Here is a 19,929-nt window from a genome sequence, read left to right as displayed (position 1 = left end):
TGATTAAAAAACCATGTCGAGCGTAGTCGCTCGACATGGTTTTTTATTGTCCAAATCGGTTAAGAACTTCATAAAAATGGGTAAGAAATTCAAAAAACTTTCTTTCAGAAGGAGCTAACTCTCTTCCTTGCGGGATAATGACGCCGACTGTTCTCGTGACGTTTGGCTCGGATAACTCAATTTTAACTGTTTCTCCTGGGAGCTGCTCGGAAAGGGTTATCTCAGGTAGTAGACTTACACCAAGCCCAGCTGCAACTAGTCCTTTAATCGTATCGATATCTTCACCTTCAAACGCAATACGTGGTTTGAATCCAACTTGCTGGCAGGCTGAAGTAACGAGATGATGCAGGGCATAACCAGAGCGAAACAGCACAAATGGTTCATTTTTTAATTGTCCGAGCCGTAGCATTGGATAGTCAGCCAGGGGATGAGATATAGGGAGGAGGGCTAATAGTTTTTCTGTAAAGAAAATATGCCCATCAACATCAGTTCGATCTTTCGGCACTGGGGACACGAAAGCAATATCTATCTCCCCTTTACTTACTGCATCGGTAAGATCTTGTACAGATCCCTGTCTTAATTGAAATCCAACGCTAGGATGCTCCTTTCGAAATGCAGAAATAACGGTAGGTAATGTTTTAGCGGCAAGGCTGTTTGGAAATCCAATTCGAATCGTCCCTGTATCAGGATTTAAAAATTCATATACGGCTTGTCTCGCGCGTTCAATTTCTGAAATGGCCGTTTCAGCATGATCCATAAATATATGTCCTACTTGTGTTAGCTTTACATTCCGGCCTTCTCGAATAAATAACTGCACTCCAAGCTCAGATTCAAGGTTGGCAATTTGTCTACTTACAGCTGATTGTGCGACGTGAAGGGAATTAGCTGCGTCTGTCACATGCTCTCGTTTCGCGACTTCCATAAAATAATACAATTGCCTGAGTTCCATTTAAAACAATCTCTCCTTTGATTCATATCAATATTAGATTAATTATATCTAAATTATATATTGGAAGCATTGGTTAAAGCAATATACAATAAGTGTAGAATATTTAAACAATTTCGACGTTATGGCGTTAAAGCGAGAAACCATAATGAATTGGGATAAGAGCGAGGAGTGGGATTATGGATAGAAGTAATTTTCCAGAGAAACAAGGATTATATGATCCAATTCATGAGCATGACGCTTGTGGCATCGGACTGATCGCCAATATGAATAATGTGCCTGCACACGACATTATTGAAAAAGGAGTCTATATGTTACGCCAGCTAGATCACCGAGGAGGGCAGGGAAGCGATCCTGACACGGGTGACGGTGCGGGTATTATGTTACAGATTCCACACGAGTTTTTCAAAAAGAATTCAGGATTAAACCTACCAGATAAAGGTGAATACGGAGTAGGAATGATGTTCCTTCCGGTAGATAATCAGCTGAGACAGCGTGCAAAACAAATTGTTGAGAAAGCAATCAAGGAAGCAGGTCAAGAGTTTATTGGCTGGAGAACGGTTCCTGTAGATGAAACGACAATTGGAGAAGCGGCATGTATTGCTCAGCCTGTCATTCGACAGGTCTTTATTAAGAAAAGCGATATTTCAGCTGAAGAATTTGAACGTAAATTATACGTTATTCGTAAAAAAGCAGAGAAGCAAGTTGCTCAAGATTCTCAGTTATCAAAAACAAAGTATTATGCAGCGAGCTTCTCCAAAGATACGATTGTTTATAAAGGGATGTTAACACCAGAACAGCTAGATCAATTTTATCTTGATTTGAAAGATCCTAGTTTTAAATCAGCATTTTCAATGGTGCACTCACGCTTTAGTACAAATACTTTCCCAAGCTGGGATCGTGCCCATCCAAACCGTTATCTTATTCATAATGGGGAGATCAATACGCTTCGTGGAAATGTGAACTGGATGAGAGCAAGAGAAGGAGCTCTTCAATCGGAAGTATTTGGAGATGACATGAAAGATATTGCTCCAATTGTCCGTCCAAATGGAAGTGACTCCTCTTCATTAGATAACTGTCTTGAATTCTTGAATCTCTCAGGCCGTTCATTGCCACATGCGGCTATGATGATGATTCCAGAGCCATGGGACCGTGATGCTACGATGCTGGATCCAAAGAAGGCATTTTATGAGTATCATAGTACATTGATGGAGCCATGGGATGGTCCAACGGCTATTGCGTTTACTAACGGTCGTCAAATAGGAGCGATGCTTGATCGTAATGGTTTGCGTCCTGCACGATACGTTATTACAAACGACGACACGTTTATTCTTTCTTCTGAAGTTGGCGTTATTGAAATAGAAGAAGAGAAGATTACAGAAAAAGGCCGCTTAAGTCCTGGGAAAATGCTACTACTCGATCTAGAGGAAAAGCGCCTCGTTGACGATGAGGAGATTAAAGCGCAAATTGCGACTGATAAACCTTACCGTAAATGGCTTGATGAAAACCTTATGAGTCTTTCACCAGAAAAAGTGAAGACAAGACAGATAGATGAGAAAGAACTAGTCCAAACACAGCGTGCTTTTGGATACACATATGAAGAACTTACAAAAAATATCGCGCCAATGGTTACTGAGAAAAAAGATCCAATCGGATCAATGGGAAATGACGTGCCATTAGCTGTTCTTTCTGAGCGTCCACAGTTACTGTTTAACTACTTTAAACAGCTGTTTGCTCAAGTAACGAATCCACCAATTGATTCGATTCGAGAAGAATCCGTTACTTCAACAATGACGCTGCTTGGCCCTGAAGGAAATTTACTTGAAACCAAACCAGGAAGCGCTAGAAGAATTCGTCTTGAAACACCTATTTTAACGGATAGTCGATTTGAAGCGATTAAGGCATTAGACGAAGAGGACTTTCATCCTGAAACACTTAGTTTATTGTTTAATGCAGCACGTGGTGAAACGGAAATGGAGCATGCACTTCTGGCGTTATTCCGTAAAGCTGATCGCGCAATTAAAAACGGGAAAAGCATACTTGTTCTTTCTGATTTTGGAGTGAATCATGAGAAAGCGGCGATTCCTTCTTTACTTGCTCTAAGTGGCCTTCATCATCACTTGATTAAACGCGAGACGCGGACGAAAGTAAGTTTGATCGTAGAAACAGGTGAAGCTAGGGACGTTCATCAGTTTGCTATGTTAGTTGGTTATGGAGCAGACGCCATTTATCCATATGCTGCTTATGACTCGATTGACCATATGATTAATGACGGGACTATTGAGGGCTTTTCTTTCGAAGATGCCGTTGATAATTATATTGATGCTGCGACAACTGGAATTGTAAAAGTGATGTCCAAAATGGGCATTTCAACAATACAAAGCTATCGAGGAGCGCAAATTTTCGAGGCGATTGGAGTTAGCAACGAAGTAATTGATCGTTATTTTGCTGGTACAGCTTCGCAAATTGATGGTATTCCAATCGATGTTATTGCAACAGAAACGTTAATGAGGCATCACTTTGCTTATCATGATTCTGAATATAGTGATCTTACACTTGAAACAGGTAGTGAACTGCAGTGGAGAAATGGGGGAGAGCACCATTCATTCAATCCGAAAACCATTCATACACTCCAACACGCTGCTAGAAGTAATAACTATGAATTATATAAGAAATTCTCTGGCATGGCGTTAGAAGAGAATCTCACTTATTTAAGACAGGCGATTGATTTTGGTTCAAAAGATGCGATCTCGATTGATGAGGTTGAAAGTGTTGAATCGATTACTCGTAGGTTTAAAACGGGTGCAATGAGCTATGGTGCCTTAAGTGGTGAAGCTCACGAAGCTCTTGCGATTGCAATGAACCGTATAGGGGGACGTAGCAATAGCGGTGAAGGTGGAGAGGACCCTTCTCGTTTCACTCCTGATGAAAATGGTGATCTTCGTCGAAGCTCTATTAAACAGGTAGCATCAGGTCGATTTGGTGTATCAAGCTACTACTTAAGCAATGCAGATGAAATTCAAATTAAAATGGCTCAAGGTGCGAAACCTGGTGAAGGTGGTCAGCTACCAGGGAAGAAAGTATACCCTTGGATTGCTGAAGTACGTGGCTCGACTCCAGGTGTTGGACTAATTTCACCACCGCCACATCATGATATATATTCGATTGAGGATCTTGCCCAGCTAATTCATGATTTAAAGAATGCAAATCCATCTGCACGAATCAACGTCAAGCTAGTTTCAAAAGCAGGGGTTGGTACGATTGCTGCAGGTGTAGCTAAAGGGCTTGCAGATGTTATTCTCATTAGCGGATATGAGGGTGGAACAGGAGCATCTCCAAGAACGAGTATCAAACACGCTGGTCTTCCATGGGAACTTGGTCTAGCGGAGACGCATCAAACACTCGTATTAAATGATTTACGTGATCGTGTTGTTCTAGAAGCTGATGGAAAAATGATGACTGGTCGTGACGTCGTGATGGCAGCTATTCTAGGCGCTGAAGAATTTGGATTCTCGACAGCACCGTTAGTCGTTCTAGGTTGTATTCTTATGAGAGCGTGCCATCTTGATACATGCCCGGTTGGTGTAGCTACTCAAAATCCTGAACTACGTAAGAAATTTATGGGGAATCCGGATCACGTCGTGAACTACATGCAGTTTATTGCACAAGAAGTTCGTGAAATCATGGCTGAGCTAGGATTTAGAACGATCGAGGAGATGATTGGACGTACGGATGTACTGAAAGTAAGTCGTCGCACGAAAGATCACTGGAAAGCAAGATACCTTGATCTAAAACCGCTTCTCTATCAGCCGCATGTGTCAGAAGAGGTTGGCCGCTTCAAACAGCGTGATCAGGATCACAAGTTAGAAGCAGCACTTGACAATACCTCAATTATTCCTGCAGCACTCGGTGCGCTCGAAGAACAGAAGCCTTTTGAAGGGTCTTATGTTATTCGTAATACAAACCGCGTTGCAGGTGCTCTTCTAGGACATGAAATTACGAAGCGCTATGGCGCAGAAGGACTTCCAGAAGATATGATTCGCTTACACTTCACAGGTTCAGCAGGTCAAAGTTTTGGAGCCTTCGTACCAAATGGCGTCACAATGCAACTAGAAGGCGATGCTAATGATTATGTAGGTAAAGGGTTATCAGGTGGGAAACTGATCATTCACCCGTCCGTTAAGGCTGAGTTTGCTCGTGATGAAAATACAATTGTAGGTAACGTTGCTTTCTACGGAGCAACTTCAGGTGAAGCTTATATTAGCGGTCTCGCAGGAGAGCGATTCTGTGTAAGAAATAGTGGTGCAAGTGCGGTTGTTGAAGGTATTGGAGACAACGGTTGTGAATACATGACAGGTGGACGTGTCGTTATTCTTGGTGAGACCGGAAAGAACTTTGCAGCAGGTATGTCAGGTGGAATTGCTTATGTTCTTTCAGATGATCAGGAGGCGTTTAAGCGCAATGTAAATGCTGAAATGGTTCACATTGAATCACTACGTAACTATGACGAGATTCTTGAAGTGAAGCATTTGATTCAGCAGCATGCTTACTTTACTGATAGTCCGAAAGCGATCCGTTTCATTCAAAACTGGAATGAGGTTGTCGGGAAAATTGTGAAAGTGATTCCGAAAGAATATAAGAGAATCACAGAATCATTAGAAGAATTGAAAGAAAAAGGCTATGAAGATGACGACGCAGCATATGAAGTGTTCCAGCAGGCTAAGAACGGTCAAGTAAAGCCACGTCAAAGTGACCTGGAACCGGTATAAGGGGAGGTATTCGATTGGGTAAACCAACAGGTTTTTTAGACTATCCTAGAGAAAAAGCACGTGAAAGAGATCATTCAACACGCTTAAAAGATTGGGAAGAATACCAGCTTCCTCAATCAGAAGAAACTCTGAAAACGCAAGGGGCACGCTGCATGGATTGTGGCACGCCCTTCTGCCACTCAGGTATAGAACTAAATGGAAGTGCATCGGGTTGTCCACTTTATAATTTGATTCCTGAATGGAATCACCTTGTATATCAAGGGAAATGGAAAGACGCGCTAGATCGACTTCTTAAAACGAATAACTTTCCGGAATTCACCGGTAGAGTTTGCCCGGCACCGTGTGAGGGAGCCTGCGTAGCAGCTATTCCTGATGATGCTGTTGCAATAAAAAGTATCGAGAAGGAAATTATTGATCGCGGGTTTGCAGAAGGTTGGATGACACCCGAGCCTCCTAAAAATCGTACAGGTAAGAAGATTGCCATTGTAGGATCAGGCCCTGCTGGTTTAGCAGCGGCTGATCAGCTAAATAAAGCTGGTCATACTGTCACAGTATTTGAGCGTGACGATCGTATTGGTGGTTTACTAATGTACGGTATTCCGAATATGAAGCTTGATAAAGAATTAGTTGAGCGACGTGTGAAGCTTCTTGAAGATGAGGGAGTAACCTTTATTACGAATACCGAAATTGGTAAAGATGTCACTCAAGATGAGCTTCGTGATCAGCATGATGCTGTAATTCTTTGTACAGGTGCTCAAAAGCACCGTGATCTTCCGATTGAAGGTCGTAAGCTAGGTGGCATTCATTATGCCATGGATTATTTAAGACAGAACACGAAAAGTTTGCTTGATTCTAAGCTTCAAGATAACAAGTATGTTTCTGCAGAAGGTAAAAATGTTATTGTCATCGGTGGTGGAGATACTGGAGCGGACTGTGTGGCAACTGCGCTCAGACACGGTTGCAAAAGTGTACACCAATTTGGTAAACACCCGCAGCTAACTGCCGACCGTATGATCGATAATCCTTGGCCAGAATTCCCTAAGGTTTTTACTCTTGACTATGCTTATGAAGAAGCGCAAGCAGAGCACGGGGAAGACCCTCGTCAATATTCCATCATGACGAAAAAATTTGTTGGTGACGAAGATGGCAATGTGAAGGAACTTCATACGGTTACAATCGAAAAGCATGTTGATAAGATGGGCAATGTGTTCATGAAGGAACTCCCTGGTACAGAGCAAGTTTGGCCAGTTGAACTTGTCTTCATTGCTATTGGATTTACTGGACCTGAAGAAGGGGTTCTCGAACATTTTGAAGTAGAGCAGGACAATCGGAAACGAGCGAAGGCTGAATTCGAAGACTATCGCACAAACGTTGATGGTGTTTTTGCAGCAGGTGATGTTCGCAGAGGACAGAGTCTCATTGTATGGGCGATAAATGAAGGTCGCGGCGTTGCACGCGAGACCGATCGTTATCTTATGAATAAAACTGTCATGCCTTAATTGATGTAAAAAAGCACTCCTATGAAGGTAATGACCCCGAAAGTTAGAGTAAAACTAACTTCCGGGGGTCATCACCGAAGGGGTGCTTTTTCACTTTGTTACGATGAACGATCTTTCGTGTGGATGATGGCGAGCACAAGAGCGGAAAAGCTGACCATTAACGACAGGGCCTCAAATACGCTTAGCATCACATCACTCCTTTACATATAGAATGTCACCAGCAGGGGTTGTCCTATACGCATAAGAGGAAAAGATTTGACATAAGAATACAAATTATATACACTTAAATCAAATATCTCGATTTCGAGATAAAGGCGTCTAAAAGAACAAATTAGACGATTAAAAACCGTACTATACGGGAACCTTCTAAAGTGGATGTAATATTGAAAAGGAGACTTGTCATTTATGAAGCATACAACAGGGATACATCATATTACTGCAATTGTAGGAAATCCTCAGGAAAATATTGATTTTTATAGTGGGGTTCTTGGTCTTCGTCTCGTTAAAAAAACAGTGAACTTCGATGATCCAGGAACATACCACCTTTATTTCGGAAATGAAGAAGGGGCACCTGGTACAATTATGACCTTTTTCCCATGGTCGAAAGCACATGATGGAAAGATTGGCTCTGGTCAAGTTGGCGTAACCAGCTTCGTTGTGCCTGAAGGCAGTTTAACGTTCTGGAAAAAGCGTCTTGATAAATTAAACGTAGAAAACGGTGAGATGACTCGGTTTGGTGAAAAGGTTCTCGCTTTTGATGATCCGCATGGACTACACCTTGAACTCGTTGAAAGAGAAGAAGGGGAGCGAAACACGTGGAGTTTTGGCGGTGTTAGCACAAAACATGCAATCAAAGGATTCGCAGGTGCTACATTATTGACCGGCAAGCCGGAAGCAACTATGAATGTGTTAGAAGAAGTTCTTGGTTTTATTCGTGTAGCTGAAGAAGAAGATTTTGTTCGATTTAAATCCAGTGATTCGATAGGCAACACGGTCGACGTGAAGAAAACACCGCTAGAGTCTGGAAGCATGGGCTCAGGTACTGTCCATCATATTGCGTTTCGGGCTAATGACTTCAATGATCATGAAGAATGGAGAAACTTACTCGAAGAAAATGGGTATACTCCAACTCCGGTCGTGGATCGACAGTATTTCAATGCCATCTACTTTAGAGAAGAAGGTGGAATACTGTTTGAAATAGCAACGGATCCTCCAGGGTTTGCAAAAGATGAAGACCCTGATGAAATGGGGAAAAAGCTTCTTCTACCACCATGGCTAGAAGAGAAGCGATCTCAAATTGAAAATCATCTTGAACCAGCGGAAGCAAGAGTCCTGAATGGTGACAAATGATGAACCATCTTTTTAAACAAGGAAAAAAAGAGCTTCCGACTGTACTATTACTTCATGGTACTGGCGGAACAGAAGAAGATTTAGTTCCTTTAGCTGAGCTTATTGCTCCTGGGCATTCCATTCTGAGTGTGAGAGGGAATGTATCAGAAAACGGGATGGCGCGCTTTTTCAAGCGATTAGCGGAAGGCGTTTTTGATGAAGCGGATTTAATAGAGAGAACACATGAATTAAATGCTTTCATCGATGAATCGGCACAAAAATACGATTTTGAGCGCAACAACGTTATTGCAATAGGGTACTCAAATGGCGCTAACATCGCAGCTAGCCTTCTATTCCACGATGCAAATGCGCTTAAAGGCGCTGTCCTACATCATCCTATGGTGCCACTGCGTCATCTTGAGCTACCGAACCTTAAGCAAAAACCAATTTTCATAGGCGCTGGTGAAAATGATCCCATTTGCGCCCCTCAAGAAACAAAGGAACTTCAGGAAATGTTCTCTCATGCTGGGGCAGAGGTAACGGTTCATTGGGAAAGTGCAGGTCATCAATTAACGAGATCAGAAGCAGAAAAAGCGGCAGAATGGTTTAAAGAAAACTATTAGAACAGCTGGTTGATTTTAATTAGTTATACAATAAAAAAGCGGAAACGAGCATTAAAATCGAATGATTTTGATGCTCGTTTTATGATAAAAGATAAGTTCATACGATATTTAATGACTAGATTTTGAATCATTCATAAGCAATAAATTTACTTAATCTATTAAGTTTGAGTACATGGTTTTAGCGGGTTTAGAACCAAAAATCATTATGGTAAAATAAGGGTGATGATTTGAAGTAGTTTTCAGGTAAGGAGTCGAATGTTGGATGATGAATATTGTGAAAGGTAGTACCGCACTTGTTATGCTTGTTTTATCTACATTAGGAAGCTGGTATGAAGGTAGTGAGCTACGAAATAAGCCGTGGGAATGGGAATATAGCACATTTTTTTCAAGGGTGATAAACGGCCAAGTTACAGGGCAAGCAGATATATCAAGCCTAGATCACTTTATATATGCGGCTAAATTCAAACCGCTCTTCCCAATTCTTATGGTGGTAAGCGGTATTTATTTGCTGACGTTTTTATTTTCATTCGCCGTTAAGCATGATCGGAAGAAGTTAAAAGTCTATTATGGAAGTCTAGGAATGGGGTTACTTCTCGCAAGTTGTTTTAGCAATAATTCTCCCACAGTTGGATTAGAAATAATTTCATGGTTGCTCATCACTGTTGGTTTATTCAATATTGGAGGATTCTTATGGATCGGTAGAAGGACAAGAGACATTTAGTGTTAATAGAGTTTAATCGTTTAATTAGAGAAAAGCGGCCCTGTTATCGAGATAACAGGGCCGCCTTTTCATTTAAGCAGCTGATTTGGATGGTTTTTTATCACGATCGATGACAGCTGCCCCAATAATATCACCAAGTACGTTCGAAGCTGTACCAGCCATGCCAATCATGACGTCAACTCCAGCGATTAAAGCAACAATTTCTAAGGGAAGGTTAAACATGGTTAACACTGCTGATAATGTCACTAAGCCGGCAGCGGGAATCCCGGCCGTTCCTATGGAGAGAAGTGTACCTATGGCAACAATGGTCACATAATCCATAACGGAGAAGTTTAATCCGGTGACGTTTGCGGCAAAAACGATCGACACACCCATTCTTAACGCCCCTCCGTCTGAATTGAAGACGGCCCCGATTGGTAAAGAAAAGTTCACAATTCGTTCTGAGATGCCGGCATTTTTAGCAGAGTCAATCGCGATTGGAAGAGAAGCGATACTACTTGATGTAAAAAATGCTGTTAAGTAAGCATCTTTCGTTTGAGAAAAGAAGTTTTTAATACTTAATTTCGCATACTTTAGAAAAGAAGTATAAATCAATGCCCAAAGTAATAGAACGCCTAAATAAAAAACACCTGTGAAAGCAAGTAAAGATTGGAACGTTTGCCAGCCTTGAGTGCCGAAGGATGTTGCACTAATGGCAAAGATGCCAAACGGTGCATAAAGCAAAATACCTTGCAGTAACAAAAAGAATAAGTCATTTGCAGCGGAGAATAGCTTATGAAGTCTCTCGCCAGATTCACGCAAGTCATTTTTCTCAGAATAGCGCATTTTCCCCATAGTTAATCCAATGATTACAGCAAGAAAGAGTATACCCATGAGTTGTCCTGAAGAAAAGGTTTCAAAAAGGTTATTCGGAACGATATTTAAGAGAACATCAGAAAAACCAGGAGTGTCAGGCTTTTCAACTTTCGTATCCGGAAGTGTTAGACCAGATCCAGGGCTAATCCATAAAGCGATTGTAACCCCTATTAAAACAGCGGCTGCTGTTGTTAATCCGTAATATACTAACAGTTTTCCACCTAATTTCCCAAGGTATTTTGGGTTCATTTGATTGATTGCAAGCACAACTGTTAGAAAAATAACTGGAATGGCTACTAGGTTAAGCAAGTTGATTAGAATGGTGCCAAGCGGTTTAATGAATTCTATACTTGAGCCAAAAAGAATTCCAGCTGTAATACCAAGTATAAAGCCAAGCGTCATTTTTAGTATGAATGAAGAATTTTTATACATATGCCACATTTTTTGCATTGTTCCACCTCTTATTAAATAGTGTTATTAGTATAACAGCTACATAATAATTTGTTTAGAATTTGAATTTTCATTTATCGTATTTGTTAAAATTATATGGTTTATATAACAATGAGCCAATGGTGTTTATATTAGTTGATAGCACGTGTCCACCGAATACAGTTTCACTTCATTTTTTATTTCAATATAGTTTCTAAGGTGGAGCTGTTCTCTCCGGAAATCATCTTAAACGACATGGTATACTAGCTTTGTAGGAAATTAAAGGAGATAATCGGATGATTTTTACAACTGCAGGAAGACCGACTGAAGCACTCATTAAAGAGGCTATAAAACTGAGTCATAATTATGAAGGTACTTACATATCAAGAGAAAAACGATCGATTCAACAAATCATTCATCTTTATCAGGAAATAGTTGTGGTTGTCGGTTTTGATCGATTATATTTGTATAAAGAAAGCGCTGAAACACCGATTTTCTTTCATCCAAACTCGGCGATGTTTCGTTGCAAGGCGGTTCTAAATGGTCGTGATGATGCGTTCATTAAGGCGAGTGGTCTTAGTGAAGGAATGAGCTTGTTAGATTGTACAGCAGGTCTTGGTTCTGACAGCATCGTTGCGAGTTTAATAGTAGGCGAATTCGGTAGTGTCCAAGCAATTGAGGGTTCAGAGCACGCACTATTACTGCAAGAAGGATTAAAAAAATGGGAAAGTAATAATAACTACGTAGATAAGGCAATGAGGCGAATAACAGTTCGAAGTAATAAATATGAAGACGTATTACCTCATTTAATGGAGAACTCGGTTGATGTTGTATATTTTGACCCAATGTTTGAAGATTCTATCTTAGCATCTGACGGCATATCTGGTATCAAACAGGTTGCGATTTATGATGCACTCACAGAAAATATGGTGATGGAAGCTAGACGAGTTGCCCGCATAAGAGTTATTTTAAAAGATTCATTTAAAAGCTCCCGGTTTGAACAGTTAGGTTTTCAACAACAAATTCGAAAAACATCGAAATTTCATTATGGAATACTTGAATGCAAGGAGTGAGGCGCTTTGTTACCAGACCATCTTGATCACCAGTTGAAAGTTTTGTTTATCGGTTTTAACCCTGGACTCCAGTCCGAGAATGAGGGGCATCATTATGCAAACCCAACAAATCGTTTTTATTCCGTATTAAAAGAAGCGGGTCTTACAGATCGTAAGCTCTTACCAGAGGAAGACCATAGGCTTTTAGAATATGGGTATGGCCTCACGAATATCGTAGATCGTCCTACGCGAGGAGCGGCTGACTTAACGTCTGATGATTACACAAAAGGACGAGAGCAGCTTAGCAAGAAAATTAGATTGTATAAGCCCGAAGTCAATTGTTTTGTAGGAAAAGGAGTTTACCAGAAATTCTCGGGTGTTAGAAAGGCTGAGTGGGGATATCAACCCGTTAATCAAATAGATGGTGTGCAAGATTTTGTGGCACCATCAACTAGCGGATTAGTTAGGATGACACTTGAGGAATTAGTAGAAATCTATCGGCATTTAAGTACAATGCTAAGAAAATGAACGACATAGATTTTGTTCTCATTCGAGAATCAACAGTATCTAGCTAAGTACAGAGAAATAGTCCCTTCGTAAGAACATGTCGTACATTACTGGTGCCACATTAATCGAAAATTCTCTAATGATTAGCCATTACGAGCATATATTATTTAAAAAGCTATGTTAGTTAATAGTGATGATATATCGGCTTTCGGTAAAAAACAACAACGTTCCATCTAGCCATTAAAGAGGGTGAATGCTGTGCCTTTTATGTTTGATAAAGATCGATTTGTAGATGAACGTTCCTTAAGTCTTAGCATTAAAAATAAAGGGCTAAACTATGGTTTAGGTTGCATAGAAGGTATACGCGCCTTTTGGAATAAAGAACAAAAGCAGCTTTTTGTTTTTCGATTAGATAATCATTTTAAAAGGTTCCACGGCTCTGGAAAAAGCTTGTATATTCCCATTCCCTATTCTATAGATCAGTTGTCTGAGATTACCAGGCAGTTACTATCAATCAACCAAGTGACTCAAGATGTTTATATACGGCCGCTTTGTTTCAAAGGAGCTAATACGTTACGTCCAGATTTAAATGATCCATTAAATCATCTAGCAATCTACCTGGATCTTACCGAGTATGAGCCAAAACCTTCTATAAATGTATGTGTTTCCTCTTGGACAAGAGTAGGAAGTAATATGATTCCTCCACAAACAAAATCAACAGCTGGCTACTTGAATTCAGGGTTGGCAATTAATGAAGCGGTGTTAAACGGTTATGATGGGGCTCTTTTTTTAACTAGAGAAGGGAATGTAAGTGAGGGAGCTACTAATAACCTCTTTATCGTACGAAGGAATGAAGTTGTGACTCCTCCAGTATCTGATGATATTCTTCCTGGAATCACTCGAAATACCGTTGCTCAAATTGTATACAGAGAGTTGGGATTATCAATGCGAGAACAGAGTATTACGAGAGTTGAGTTATACGAGGCAGATGAAGTGTTTCTTACGGGAACGGCTCTTGGAATTAAACCAGTAGTGGAGATAGATCGAAGAATGATAGGAAATGGTAAAATCGGTCAGATTACACATAAAATCCAAAAAACGTATGACCAGATCGCTCGTGGGGGGATATCATCCTATATTAGCTACTGTACTTCTGTGTATTAAAATGCAAAAATATTCGAGCTAAATCGCTTAAGGTACTATATCCTTTACGATGGATATTTTTAATAAACGAGTAAAAAGAAGAGAAATTCAATTTGCTAAACCGTTAATCTTAGCACCAGCATAAACTGCTTTTTTTCTATTAATGTAGTATTTAATTCTATTTTGATATACTTTACTGCCGAATTCCACCATTATTACTTAGCGGTTTAGCGAATTGGTTTATTAGTTGGATGAGACAGTATATAGAAATGGGGTCCATCAATAAAAGGGATTTCAAGCATATTTATTATAGAAAAAGCGGTTATCACCATTTAAGGACAAAGTGATAACCGTTCATATTTTCTATACAAATCGCAGCAATAATCGTTTCAACAGAGGCGTTAAATAAGCGGGAATCTCATTAGCAGAAGGAATCACAAGGCTTTGTGTGCCGTAGATATTTCGCATCGTATTTTTTTCCTTTTCCTGTGGTTCCCCGTTAGATAAGAAAACACCGATTACTTCAAAGCCTTTTTTCCTTGTTTGCATCACGGCTTCATGAGTATCGATGATACCATTTTCGCTGTAATCGTATGCGGAAGGCTCGCCGTCTGTAAACACAAGTAAAATTTTATGTTTTTCATTTCGTTCGGCTAATTCTTGAGCAACTTTTCGAATCGCATACCCATCCCGATTGTCTTCTTCAGGTTCCAATTGCATAATTTTAGCCCCTTCATGAGCTTGAGTCGATCGGTTGTAATCAACAATTTGAAATAGGGTATTCGGTTGTTCCTGATCATCAGCATCGAATGCATCTTCATAGAATCCAGTGATCGAGTGTTTAATATTAAGTCCTTTTAGCGTCTCATGGAAAAGCGTGATTCCTAGTCGTGTTTCTTCCATCTTGTCGTACATCGATGCCGAGCAATCGACGAGCAACGAGAACGTTACATCAAGCTCTGTACTAGGCGCATTCTTTTTATAAAAGAGACGAGGGTTTTCGTCTGTTAATAGCCTTAGTAGCTTGCGGTTCAATCGTCCAAAGTGAAGATCACTTCTAGGAGCAATTTGTTTTTGCTCAATCGTTTTTTGGATCGCAGCACGAAGTGATTTTTCAGCGTATTGGATGTCAGCCTTCGCAGTTCGATAATTCGAAAGCTCTTCAGAAGTTGGTTTTTCGGCATGACGAATCACTTCTTTTACGTTTCGATTCGCTTCACCTAGAGGATCCTGTGAAGAAGCAACAGCTTTTGTCTCACGACTTTCAAGAATTGCCTCTTCATCAAACTGACTGCCTTCTGACTGCTTAGAAGCACCTTGGACACTGACAAAGGCCTGATCACCAGATTCTTCCTTTCGCTCGCCTTCACCAATCAGATCTGATTTAGCGCCTTCTTCTAAGTCAAATTGAAGGAAGTTGGATCCTTCTTGCTCCTGCTCTTCATGCCACGTATTCATTTCCTCATCATACGTTTCTTTATCTTCTTTATCAGTCGTTTCCATCGTATCGTCACTTTTTAACTGACGAGCTTCTTCATCTTCAACAACAGCGGAAGCGTTGGCCGAGGTTCCATACATCGTTAAATATTCTGTTGTCATATCGAAATGATCATCATTGAGCTCCTGACAAAATGCGTTTGTGAGAGTGGCAACGTCTTTTGTTGAACTTGCTTTAGAAATCTCAATAATTAAATGGCGCAGATAGGGCTTATATTCTGCTAGTTCATTTCCGAGAGCAACTGGTTTACCGATCGCTTGTAGATAAATTGCGCAGAATAATGCATCAAGCAGCTGATTCTGGCGATTATGAACTTCAAGACGACCACGAAAACGCTTTTGAAATAACGTTCGTCTTGTATCAAAAGCAGAGCTCATTCCTGGTCGGATAGACTTACAAATCTGCTCGAGTCTTATATCCTCTAATAATGCAAACAGTTGCTTACGGAAAAGAGGATGTGATTGTTGTTTGATAGAGGAGAGGAAGTGATCTACTTCATTGAAATTCGTATAATGAACATTACCAAGTGCACGAAGGTAAATATCACTTTTCATACCATCATATTGCGTTCCATCAAAAATATCATTCCAATAATGACTGACCGTAATCAACTGTTCGGCTGGTCTGTAGTAAGAATGGAAAGCGAACTGAACTTCACTCTCTAGATGACTCAGTGTTTCAGCGAGATCAGATAAACTTAGATGAAGAAACGGATCAGTCTGATTCTCAGCAAAGTTTAGAAACTTCATTTATGATTTCTCCTGATAACGTCCGAAAATTGTTTCTGCGATGTTTTCCACTGCAGCTTTTTCACGCTCATCTTCAAGCTTATCTGTAATCGCTCGTTTAATCGCGCGTCTCGCTTCCATAAATGTTGTTAAGTCACAAGCGTCTAGAAGTGAACGAGGAGAGGCGGCTTCCTCTGAAATTTGACCATCTCTTACTTTTGATTGAAGATCAGCAGATAACGTAACAAACTGATCCAGCTGTTTTGAATCATCTAAAAGCGATTGTTCACTTAACATTTCTTTTAAAGCTTCTCCCTGTAGGTAAGGTACTTCTATCACGATAAAGCGATTTTTTAATGCTTCATTTAATGGTGCTGTTCCAATATATCCTTCATTAATTGCAGCAATGACGCCAAAGTTCTCTTTTGCCCGAACCGTTTCTCCTGTGAAAGGGTTTAGAACCATACGACGATAGTCAAGTACACCATTTAGAATGGGAAGTGTTTCTGCTTTTGCTGTATTAATTTCATCAATATAGAGAAGTTCGCCGTTTTTCATCGCGTTTTCTACTGGTCCAGGAATGAATGTAATATGAGCATTGTTCTGATCGTCATATGTTAACGTTTTATACCCTAGAAGCGCTTCCGCATCAAGGTCAACAGAACAGTTAATCGAGTACATTGGCTGGTTAAAGAAGTAGCTAATTAGTTCGGCTAGTTTTGTCTTACCAGCACCTGTCGGCCCTTTAAGAAGCACATTTTTACCTAGAATCAAAGATGTGACGGCATCTTTTACGATCGACATATCTGGTGCTGTATAGCCTTCAGATCCGATGAGATAGTGCTCTGGATTGGAGTTTGCCTCGCGTCTTGCTTCAATACGGCCTTGTATTTTATCTGGAATATCAAACGTTTCATATAATTGCATCTTTCATACCTCCGAGTTTCGAATTCATGTGTATTCAAAAGTTAACTATAACGGAAAAAAACAGTCTCTGTCTAATGAAAGTCGTTCGAATGCCAACGTCAATCATTTTACCAGGCGCAATAGATGAGCTATACTAGTTCTAGCAAGTAGGCCTAAGAAAGAAGGGGGCATAAGAATGAAGCCTATTCAAATAGAAAAAGTACAAGAAATCCTTGAAACATTTGAGAACAAAGAACTGTATTTTCACTTAGAAACAACGAGTGGAGCCTATGCTGCTCAAGATAAAGAAAAGCTTGCGGTTGGAGCTTACATAAGAAATGGCTCAATCAAATTCACCAATGTCAAAATGGCAGGTAACGGTCCATTCCGCGTTGGGTTTAAATTAAATGACGGTTGGATGTACGCTGAAGGCTTAACGGATTATCAGTTGGATGATGGTCGTTTATTAATGGCAGGTCATGATTCAAGCGGACGTTTAGCAGTAGCTGTTCAATTAAGCTATACACCATTCGATTAAGGAGGAAACGATTATGGAGAAACAAGTCCTCGTTGTCTTCCCGCATCCGGATGATGAAGCTTTCGGAACTGCAGGATTGATAACGAAATTTGTAAATGAAGGCGTGCCTGTCACGTATGCATGTGCAACGCTCGGAGAAATGGGACGCAATATGGGGAATCCATTTTTTGCGACAAGAGAAACACTTCCAGAAGTACGAAAGAAAGAATTACAAGATGCCTGCAACGCTATGGGCGTAAAAGATCTTCGCATGCTCGGGTTTAGAGACAAGACGCTTGAGTTTGAAGACCCTGAACTGCTTGTATCTACAATTGGAGAGCTAGTTGATGAATTAAACCCATCATTAATTATTACATTTTATCCAGAATACGGTATCCATCCGGATCATGATGCTTGCTCTGCAGCTGTCATAGAAACGTTAAAACGAATCCCGAAGGAAAAACGTCCAACGGTTTATGCTTTGCCAATTACTCCGGACCGTGAAGTGGTACTTGGTAAACCTGATAAAGTTTTTGATGTAACGGATGTGTTAGAAACGAAGATCAAAACCATTGAAGCACACCGCTCCCAAACAGAGGCGATGGTGGCAAGACTTGAAGATGGTTCAATGGATCCTAATTCTGAAATGATGTCGTTTATTAAACAAGAATCTTTCTGGATCTATCCATTTGATGAATAAGATCTGTTGGGTTCATATCTATTCCGTGTAGAACATGTTATAATTTGCACTATATTACGATAGATGGAGGAATACGACCTAAATGATTACAGTTACAGATGTCGGCTTACGATATGGTGATCGTAAGCTTTTTGAAGATGTTAATATTAAATTTACTCCAGGAAACTGTTATGGACTAATCGGTGCTAATGGTGCAGGTAAGTCAACGTTTCTTAAGATTTTATCAGGTGAAATCGAACCACAAACTGGCGATGTTCACATGGGACCGGGTGAACGACTTGCTGTCCTGAAACAGAACCATTTCGAATACGAAGAGTATGAGGTTCTTAACACCGTAATTATGGGACATGCACGTCTTCATGAAGTAATGCAGGAGAAGAATGCGATCTACATGAAAGAGGATTTCTCAGATGAAGATGGTATGAAAGCTGCAGAGCTTGAAGGTGAATTTGCTGACCTTAACGGGTGGGAAGCTGAATCAGATGCAGCTGTATTACTTAGAGGACTTGGTATTTCTGAAGATCTCCATGACAAGAAGCTCGCAGACCTTACTGGTTCTGAAAAAGTGAAAGTACTTCTTGCACAGGCACTTTTTGGTTCGCCTGATATTCTTCTACTGGATGAGCCTACGAACAACCTTGATCTTGGCGCCATTCAATGGTTAGAAGAATTCCTTATTAACTTTGAGAATACCGTTATTGTTGTGTCCCATGACCGCCACTTCCTAAACAAAGTGTGTACGCATATGGCTGACCTTGATTACGGTAAAATTCAAGTGTATGTGGGTAACTACGATTTCTGGTATGAATCAAGCCAGCTTGCTCGTACGATGAAAGAAGATGCGAACAAGAAAAAAGAAGAGAAAGTAAAGGAACTTCAAGCGTTTATCCAGCGCTTTAGCGCGAACGCGTCGAAGTCTAAACAGGCTACGTCCCGTAAGAAGCTTCTTGATAAGATTACGCTTGATGATATTAAGCCTTCTTCAAGAAAATACCCTTACGTTGCCTTTACACCAAATCGTGAAATCGGAAACGACGTGCTTCACGTAGAAGGTTTAACAAAAACGATTGATGGTGTAAAAGTACTTGATAACGTAAGCTTTATGCTAAATAAAGATGATAAAGTGGCACTCGTAGGGCGTAATGAAATTGCGAATACGGCGCTAATTAAAATCTTGATGGGTGAAATGGAAGCAGATAGCGGAACGTTCAAGTGGGGCGTTACCACTTCACAAGCTTACTTCCCTAAAGATAACTCTGATTACTTTGAGGGTGTGGATACGAACCTTGTTAATTGGCTTCGTCAATATTCCCCAGAAGATCAAAGCGAGAGCTTCCTACGCGGATTCCTTGGAAGAATGCTTTTCTCTGGTGAAGAAGTATTGAAGAAAGCAAGCGTTCTTTCCGGTGGCGAAAAAGTTCGCTGCATGCTTTCAAAAATGATGCTTAGCGGTGCGAATGTTCTTGTACTTGACGATCCGACAAACCACCTGGATCTTGAATCAATTACTGCACTCAACAATGGTCTTATGAATTTCAAAGGTGCAATGATCTTTACATCTCATGACCACCAGTTCATTCAAACGATCGCAAATAGAGTAATTGAAGTAACACCTAAAGGGATCATTGATAAAGAAGCAACTTATGATGAGTACCTTGAAAACACTGAATTACAAGCAAAAGCACAAGAAATGTACAAGTAATACAA

16 protein-coding genes are annotated in these 19,929 nt (G+C 40.4%); 11 read left to right on the top strand and 5 right to left on the bottom strand.

The features are described from left to right. Positions 1–43: 43 nt before the first annotated feature. Positions 44–949, bottom strand: a complete 906-nt coding sequence (locus ABVF21_RS01190; RefSeq protein WP_194221638.1) for a LysR family transcriptional regulator — start codon at positions 947–949, stop codon at positions 44–46. Positions 950–1,125: 176 nt separating this feature from the next. Here ABVF21_RS01190 and gltB point away from each other — a divergent pair, with 176 nt between their 5' ends. After that, positions 1,126–5,715: a glutamate synthase large subunit gene (gene gltB, locus ABVF21_RS01185; protein WP_371017310.1), complete on the top strand. Its 4,590-nt coding sequence runs from the start codon at positions 1,126–1,128 to the stop codon at positions 5,713–5,715. A 14-nt stretch (positions 5,716–5,729) separates the two neighbouring features. After that, positions 5,730–7,214, top strand: coding sequence for a glutamate synthase subunit beta (locus ABVF21_RS01180; RefSeq protein ID WP_303531642.1), 1,485 nt, complete (start codon positions 5,730–5,732; stop codon positions 7,212–7,214). 98 nt (positions 7,215–7,312) lie between these two features. Here the strand turns inward: ABVF21_RS01180 and ABVF21_RS01175 are convergent, their stop codons facing one another. Beyond that, complete coding sequence (locus ABVF21_RS01175; RefSeq protein WP_224880206.1) at positions 7,313–7,402, bottom strand: putative holin-like toxin; 90 nt, start codon at positions 7,400–7,402, stop codon at positions 7,313–7,315. Positions 7,403–7,619: 217 nt separating this feature from the next. On the opposite strand from ABVF21_RS01175, the gene ABVF21_RS01170 reads away from it, so the two are divergent. The 3 genes from ABVF21_RS01170 (at position 7,620) to ABVF21_RS01160 (ending at position 9,887) form a co-directional block, all read left to right on the top strand. Next, positions 7,620–8,564 carry a ring-cleaving dioxygenase gene (locus ABVF21_RS01170; protein ID WP_194221641.1) on the top strand — a complete coding sequence of 315 codons (945 nt, stop codon included), beginning with the start codon at positions 7,620–7,622 and terminating at the stop codon, positions 8,562–8,564. Next, positions 8,564–9,166, top strand: coding sequence for an alpha/beta hydrolase (locus ABVF21_RS01165; RefSeq protein WP_371017309.1), 603 nt, complete (start codon positions 8,564–8,566; stop codon positions 9,164–9,166). Before ABVF21_RS01170 ends, ABVF21_RS01165 begins: the two co-directional genes overlap by 1 nt. Positions 9,167–9,428: 262 nt before the next feature. Further along, the gene (locus tag ABVF21_RS01160) at positions 9,429–9,887 is read left to right on the top strand and encodes a DUF4306 domain-containing protein (protein WP_371017308.1); all 459 of its coding nucleotides are present in this window, start codon (positions 9,429–9,431) and stop codon (positions 9,885–9,887) included. A gap of 72 nt (positions 9,888–9,959) precedes the next feature. On the opposite strand, the gene ABVF21_RS01155 is transcribed toward ABVF21_RS01160, so the two are convergent. Then, entirely contained in the window at positions 9,960–11,192 is a 1,233-nt protein-coding gene (locus ABVF21_RS01155) for a dicarboxylate/amino acid:cation symporter (protein WP_371017307.1), read from the bottom strand. Positions 11,193–11,467: 275 nt separating this feature from the next. On the opposite strand from ABVF21_RS01155, the gene ABVF21_RS01150 reads away from it, so the two are divergent. The 3 genes from ABVF21_RS01150 to ABVF21_RS01140 all read left to right on the top strand — a co-directional run bounded on the left by ABVF21_RS01150 (position 11,468) and on the right by ABVF21_RS01140 (position 13,894). Then, positions 11,468–12,244: a class I SAM-dependent methyltransferase gene (locus tag ABVF21_RS01150; protein WP_371017306.1), complete on the top strand. Its 777-nt coding sequence runs from the start codon at positions 11,468–11,470 to the stop codon at positions 12,242–12,244. Between the two features lie 6 nt (positions 12,245–12,250). Beyond that, entirely contained in the window at positions 12,251–12,751 is a 501-nt protein-coding gene (gene mug / locus ABVF21_RS01145; RefSeq protein ID WP_303531651.1) for a G/U mismatch-specific DNA glycosylase, read from the top strand. Between the two features lie 246 nt (positions 12,752–12,997). Further along, a complete protein-coding gene (locus tag ABVF21_RS01140; RefSeq protein WP_371017590.1) occupies positions 12,998–13,894 on the top strand; it encodes a branched-chain amino acid transaminase in 897 nt (298 codons plus the stop codon). A 342-nt stretch (positions 13,895–14,236) separates the two neighbouring features. On the opposite strand, the gene ABVF21_RS01135 is transcribed toward ABVF21_RS01140, so the two are convergent. Then, positions 14,237–16,120, bottom strand: coding sequence for a vWA domain-containing protein (locus ABVF21_RS01135; protein ID WP_371017305.1), 1,884 nt, complete (start codon positions 16,118–16,120; stop codon positions 14,237–14,239). After that, positions 16,121–17,026 (bottom strand): ATP-binding protein, encoded by a 906-nt coding sequence (locus ABVF21_RS01130; RefSeq protein ID WP_371017304.1) that lies wholly within the window; start codon positions 17,024–17,026, stop codon positions 16,121–16,123. A gap of 175 nt (positions 17,027–17,201) precedes the next feature. On the opposite strand from ABVF21_RS01130, the gene ABVF21_RS01125 reads away from it, so the two are divergent. From ABVF21_RS01125 to ABVF21_RS01115, 3 genes are all read left to right on the top strand, one after another. Next, on the top strand, positions 17,202–17,543 hold the full coding sequence (locus ABVF21_RS01125) for a YojF family protein (protein WP_303531656.1): 342 nt from the start codon (positions 17,202–17,204) through the stop codon (positions 17,541–17,543). Positions 17,544–17,556: 13 nt separating this feature from the next. Beyond that, positions 17,557–18,222, top strand: a complete 666-nt coding sequence (gene bshB2 / locus ABVF21_RS01120) for a bacillithiol biosynthesis deacetylase BshB2 (RefSeq protein WP_194221648.1) — start codon at positions 17,557–17,559, stop codon at positions 18,220–18,222. Between the two features lie 82 nt (positions 18,223–18,304). Further along, on the top strand, positions 18,305–19,924 hold the full coding sequence (locus ABVF21_RS01115) for an ABC-F family ATP-binding cassette domain-containing protein (protein WP_226613088.1): 1,620 nt from the start codon (positions 18,305–18,307) through the stop codon (positions 19,922–19,924). Positions 19,925–19,929 lie beyond the last annotated feature (5 nt).

The sequence above is a fragment of the Pseudalkalibacillus sp. JSM 102089 genome (genome assembly GCF_041366475.1).
Classification (GTDB): domain Bacteria; phylum Bacillota; class Bacilli; order Bacillales; family Guptibacillaceae; genus Guptibacillus; species Guptibacillus hwajinpoensis_B.
Note: the sequence above shows the minus strand (reverse complement) of the source record. Positions and strands in the feature narration are given on the sequence as shown.

Excerpts from the sequence above, each read along its gene's own strand:
- ABVF21_RS01190 (WP_194221638.1), bottom strand. The coding sequence starts at position 949 with ATGGAACTCAGGCAATTGTATTATTTTATGGAAGTCGCGAAACGAGAG.
- gltB (WP_371017310.1), top strand. The coding sequence starts at position 1,126 with ATGGATAGAAGTAATTTTCCAGAGAAACAAGGATTATATGATCCAATT.
- ABVF21_RS01175 (WP_224880206.1), bottom strand. The coding sequence starts at position 7,402 with ATGCTAAGCGTATTTGAGGCCCTGTCGTTAATGGTCAGCTTTTCCGCT.
- ABVF21_RS01170 (WP_194221641.1), top strand. The coding sequence starts at position 7,620 with ATGAAGCATACAACAGGGATACATCATATTACTGCAATTGTAGGAAAT.
- ABVF21_RS01165 (WP_371017309.1), top strand. The coding sequence starts at position 8,564 with ATGAACCATCTTTTTAAACAAGGAAAAAAAGAGCTTCCGACTGTACTA.
- ABVF21_RS01160 (WP_371017308.1), top strand. The coding sequence starts at position 9,429 with ATGATGAATATTGTGAAAGGTAGTACCGCACTTGTTATGCTTGTTTTA.
- ABVF21_RS01155 (WP_371017307.1), bottom strand. The coding sequence starts at position 11,192 with ATGCAAAAAATGTGGCATATGTATAAAAATTCTTCATTCATACTAAAA.
- ABVF21_RS01150 (WP_371017306.1), top strand. The coding sequence starts at position 11,468 with ATGATTTTTACAACTGCAGGAAGACCGACTGAAGCACTCATTAAAGAG.
- ABVF21_RS01140 (WP_371017590.1), top strand. The coding sequence starts at position 12,998 with ATGTTTGATAAAGATCGATTTGTAGATGAACGTTCCTTAAGTCTTAGC.
- ABVF21_RS01135 (WP_371017305.1), bottom strand. The coding sequence starts at position 16,120 with ATGAAGTTTCTAAACTTTGCTGAGAATCAGACTGATCCGTTTCTTCAT.
- ABVF21_RS01130 (WP_371017304.1), bottom strand. The coding sequence starts at position 17,026 with ATGCAATTATATGAAACGTTTGATATTCCAGATAAAATACAAGGCCGT.
- ABVF21_RS01125 (WP_303531656.1), top strand. The coding sequence starts at position 17,202 with ATGAAGCCTATTCAAATAGAAAAAGTACAAGAAATCCTTGAAACATTT.
- bshB2 (WP_194221648.1), top strand. The coding sequence starts at position 17,557 with ATGGAGAAACAAGTCCTCGTTGTCTTCCCGCATCCGGATGATGAAGCT.
- ABVF21_RS01115 (WP_226613088.1), top strand. The coding sequence starts at position 18,305 with ATGATTACAGTTACAGATGTCGGCTTACGATATGGTGATCGTAAGCTT.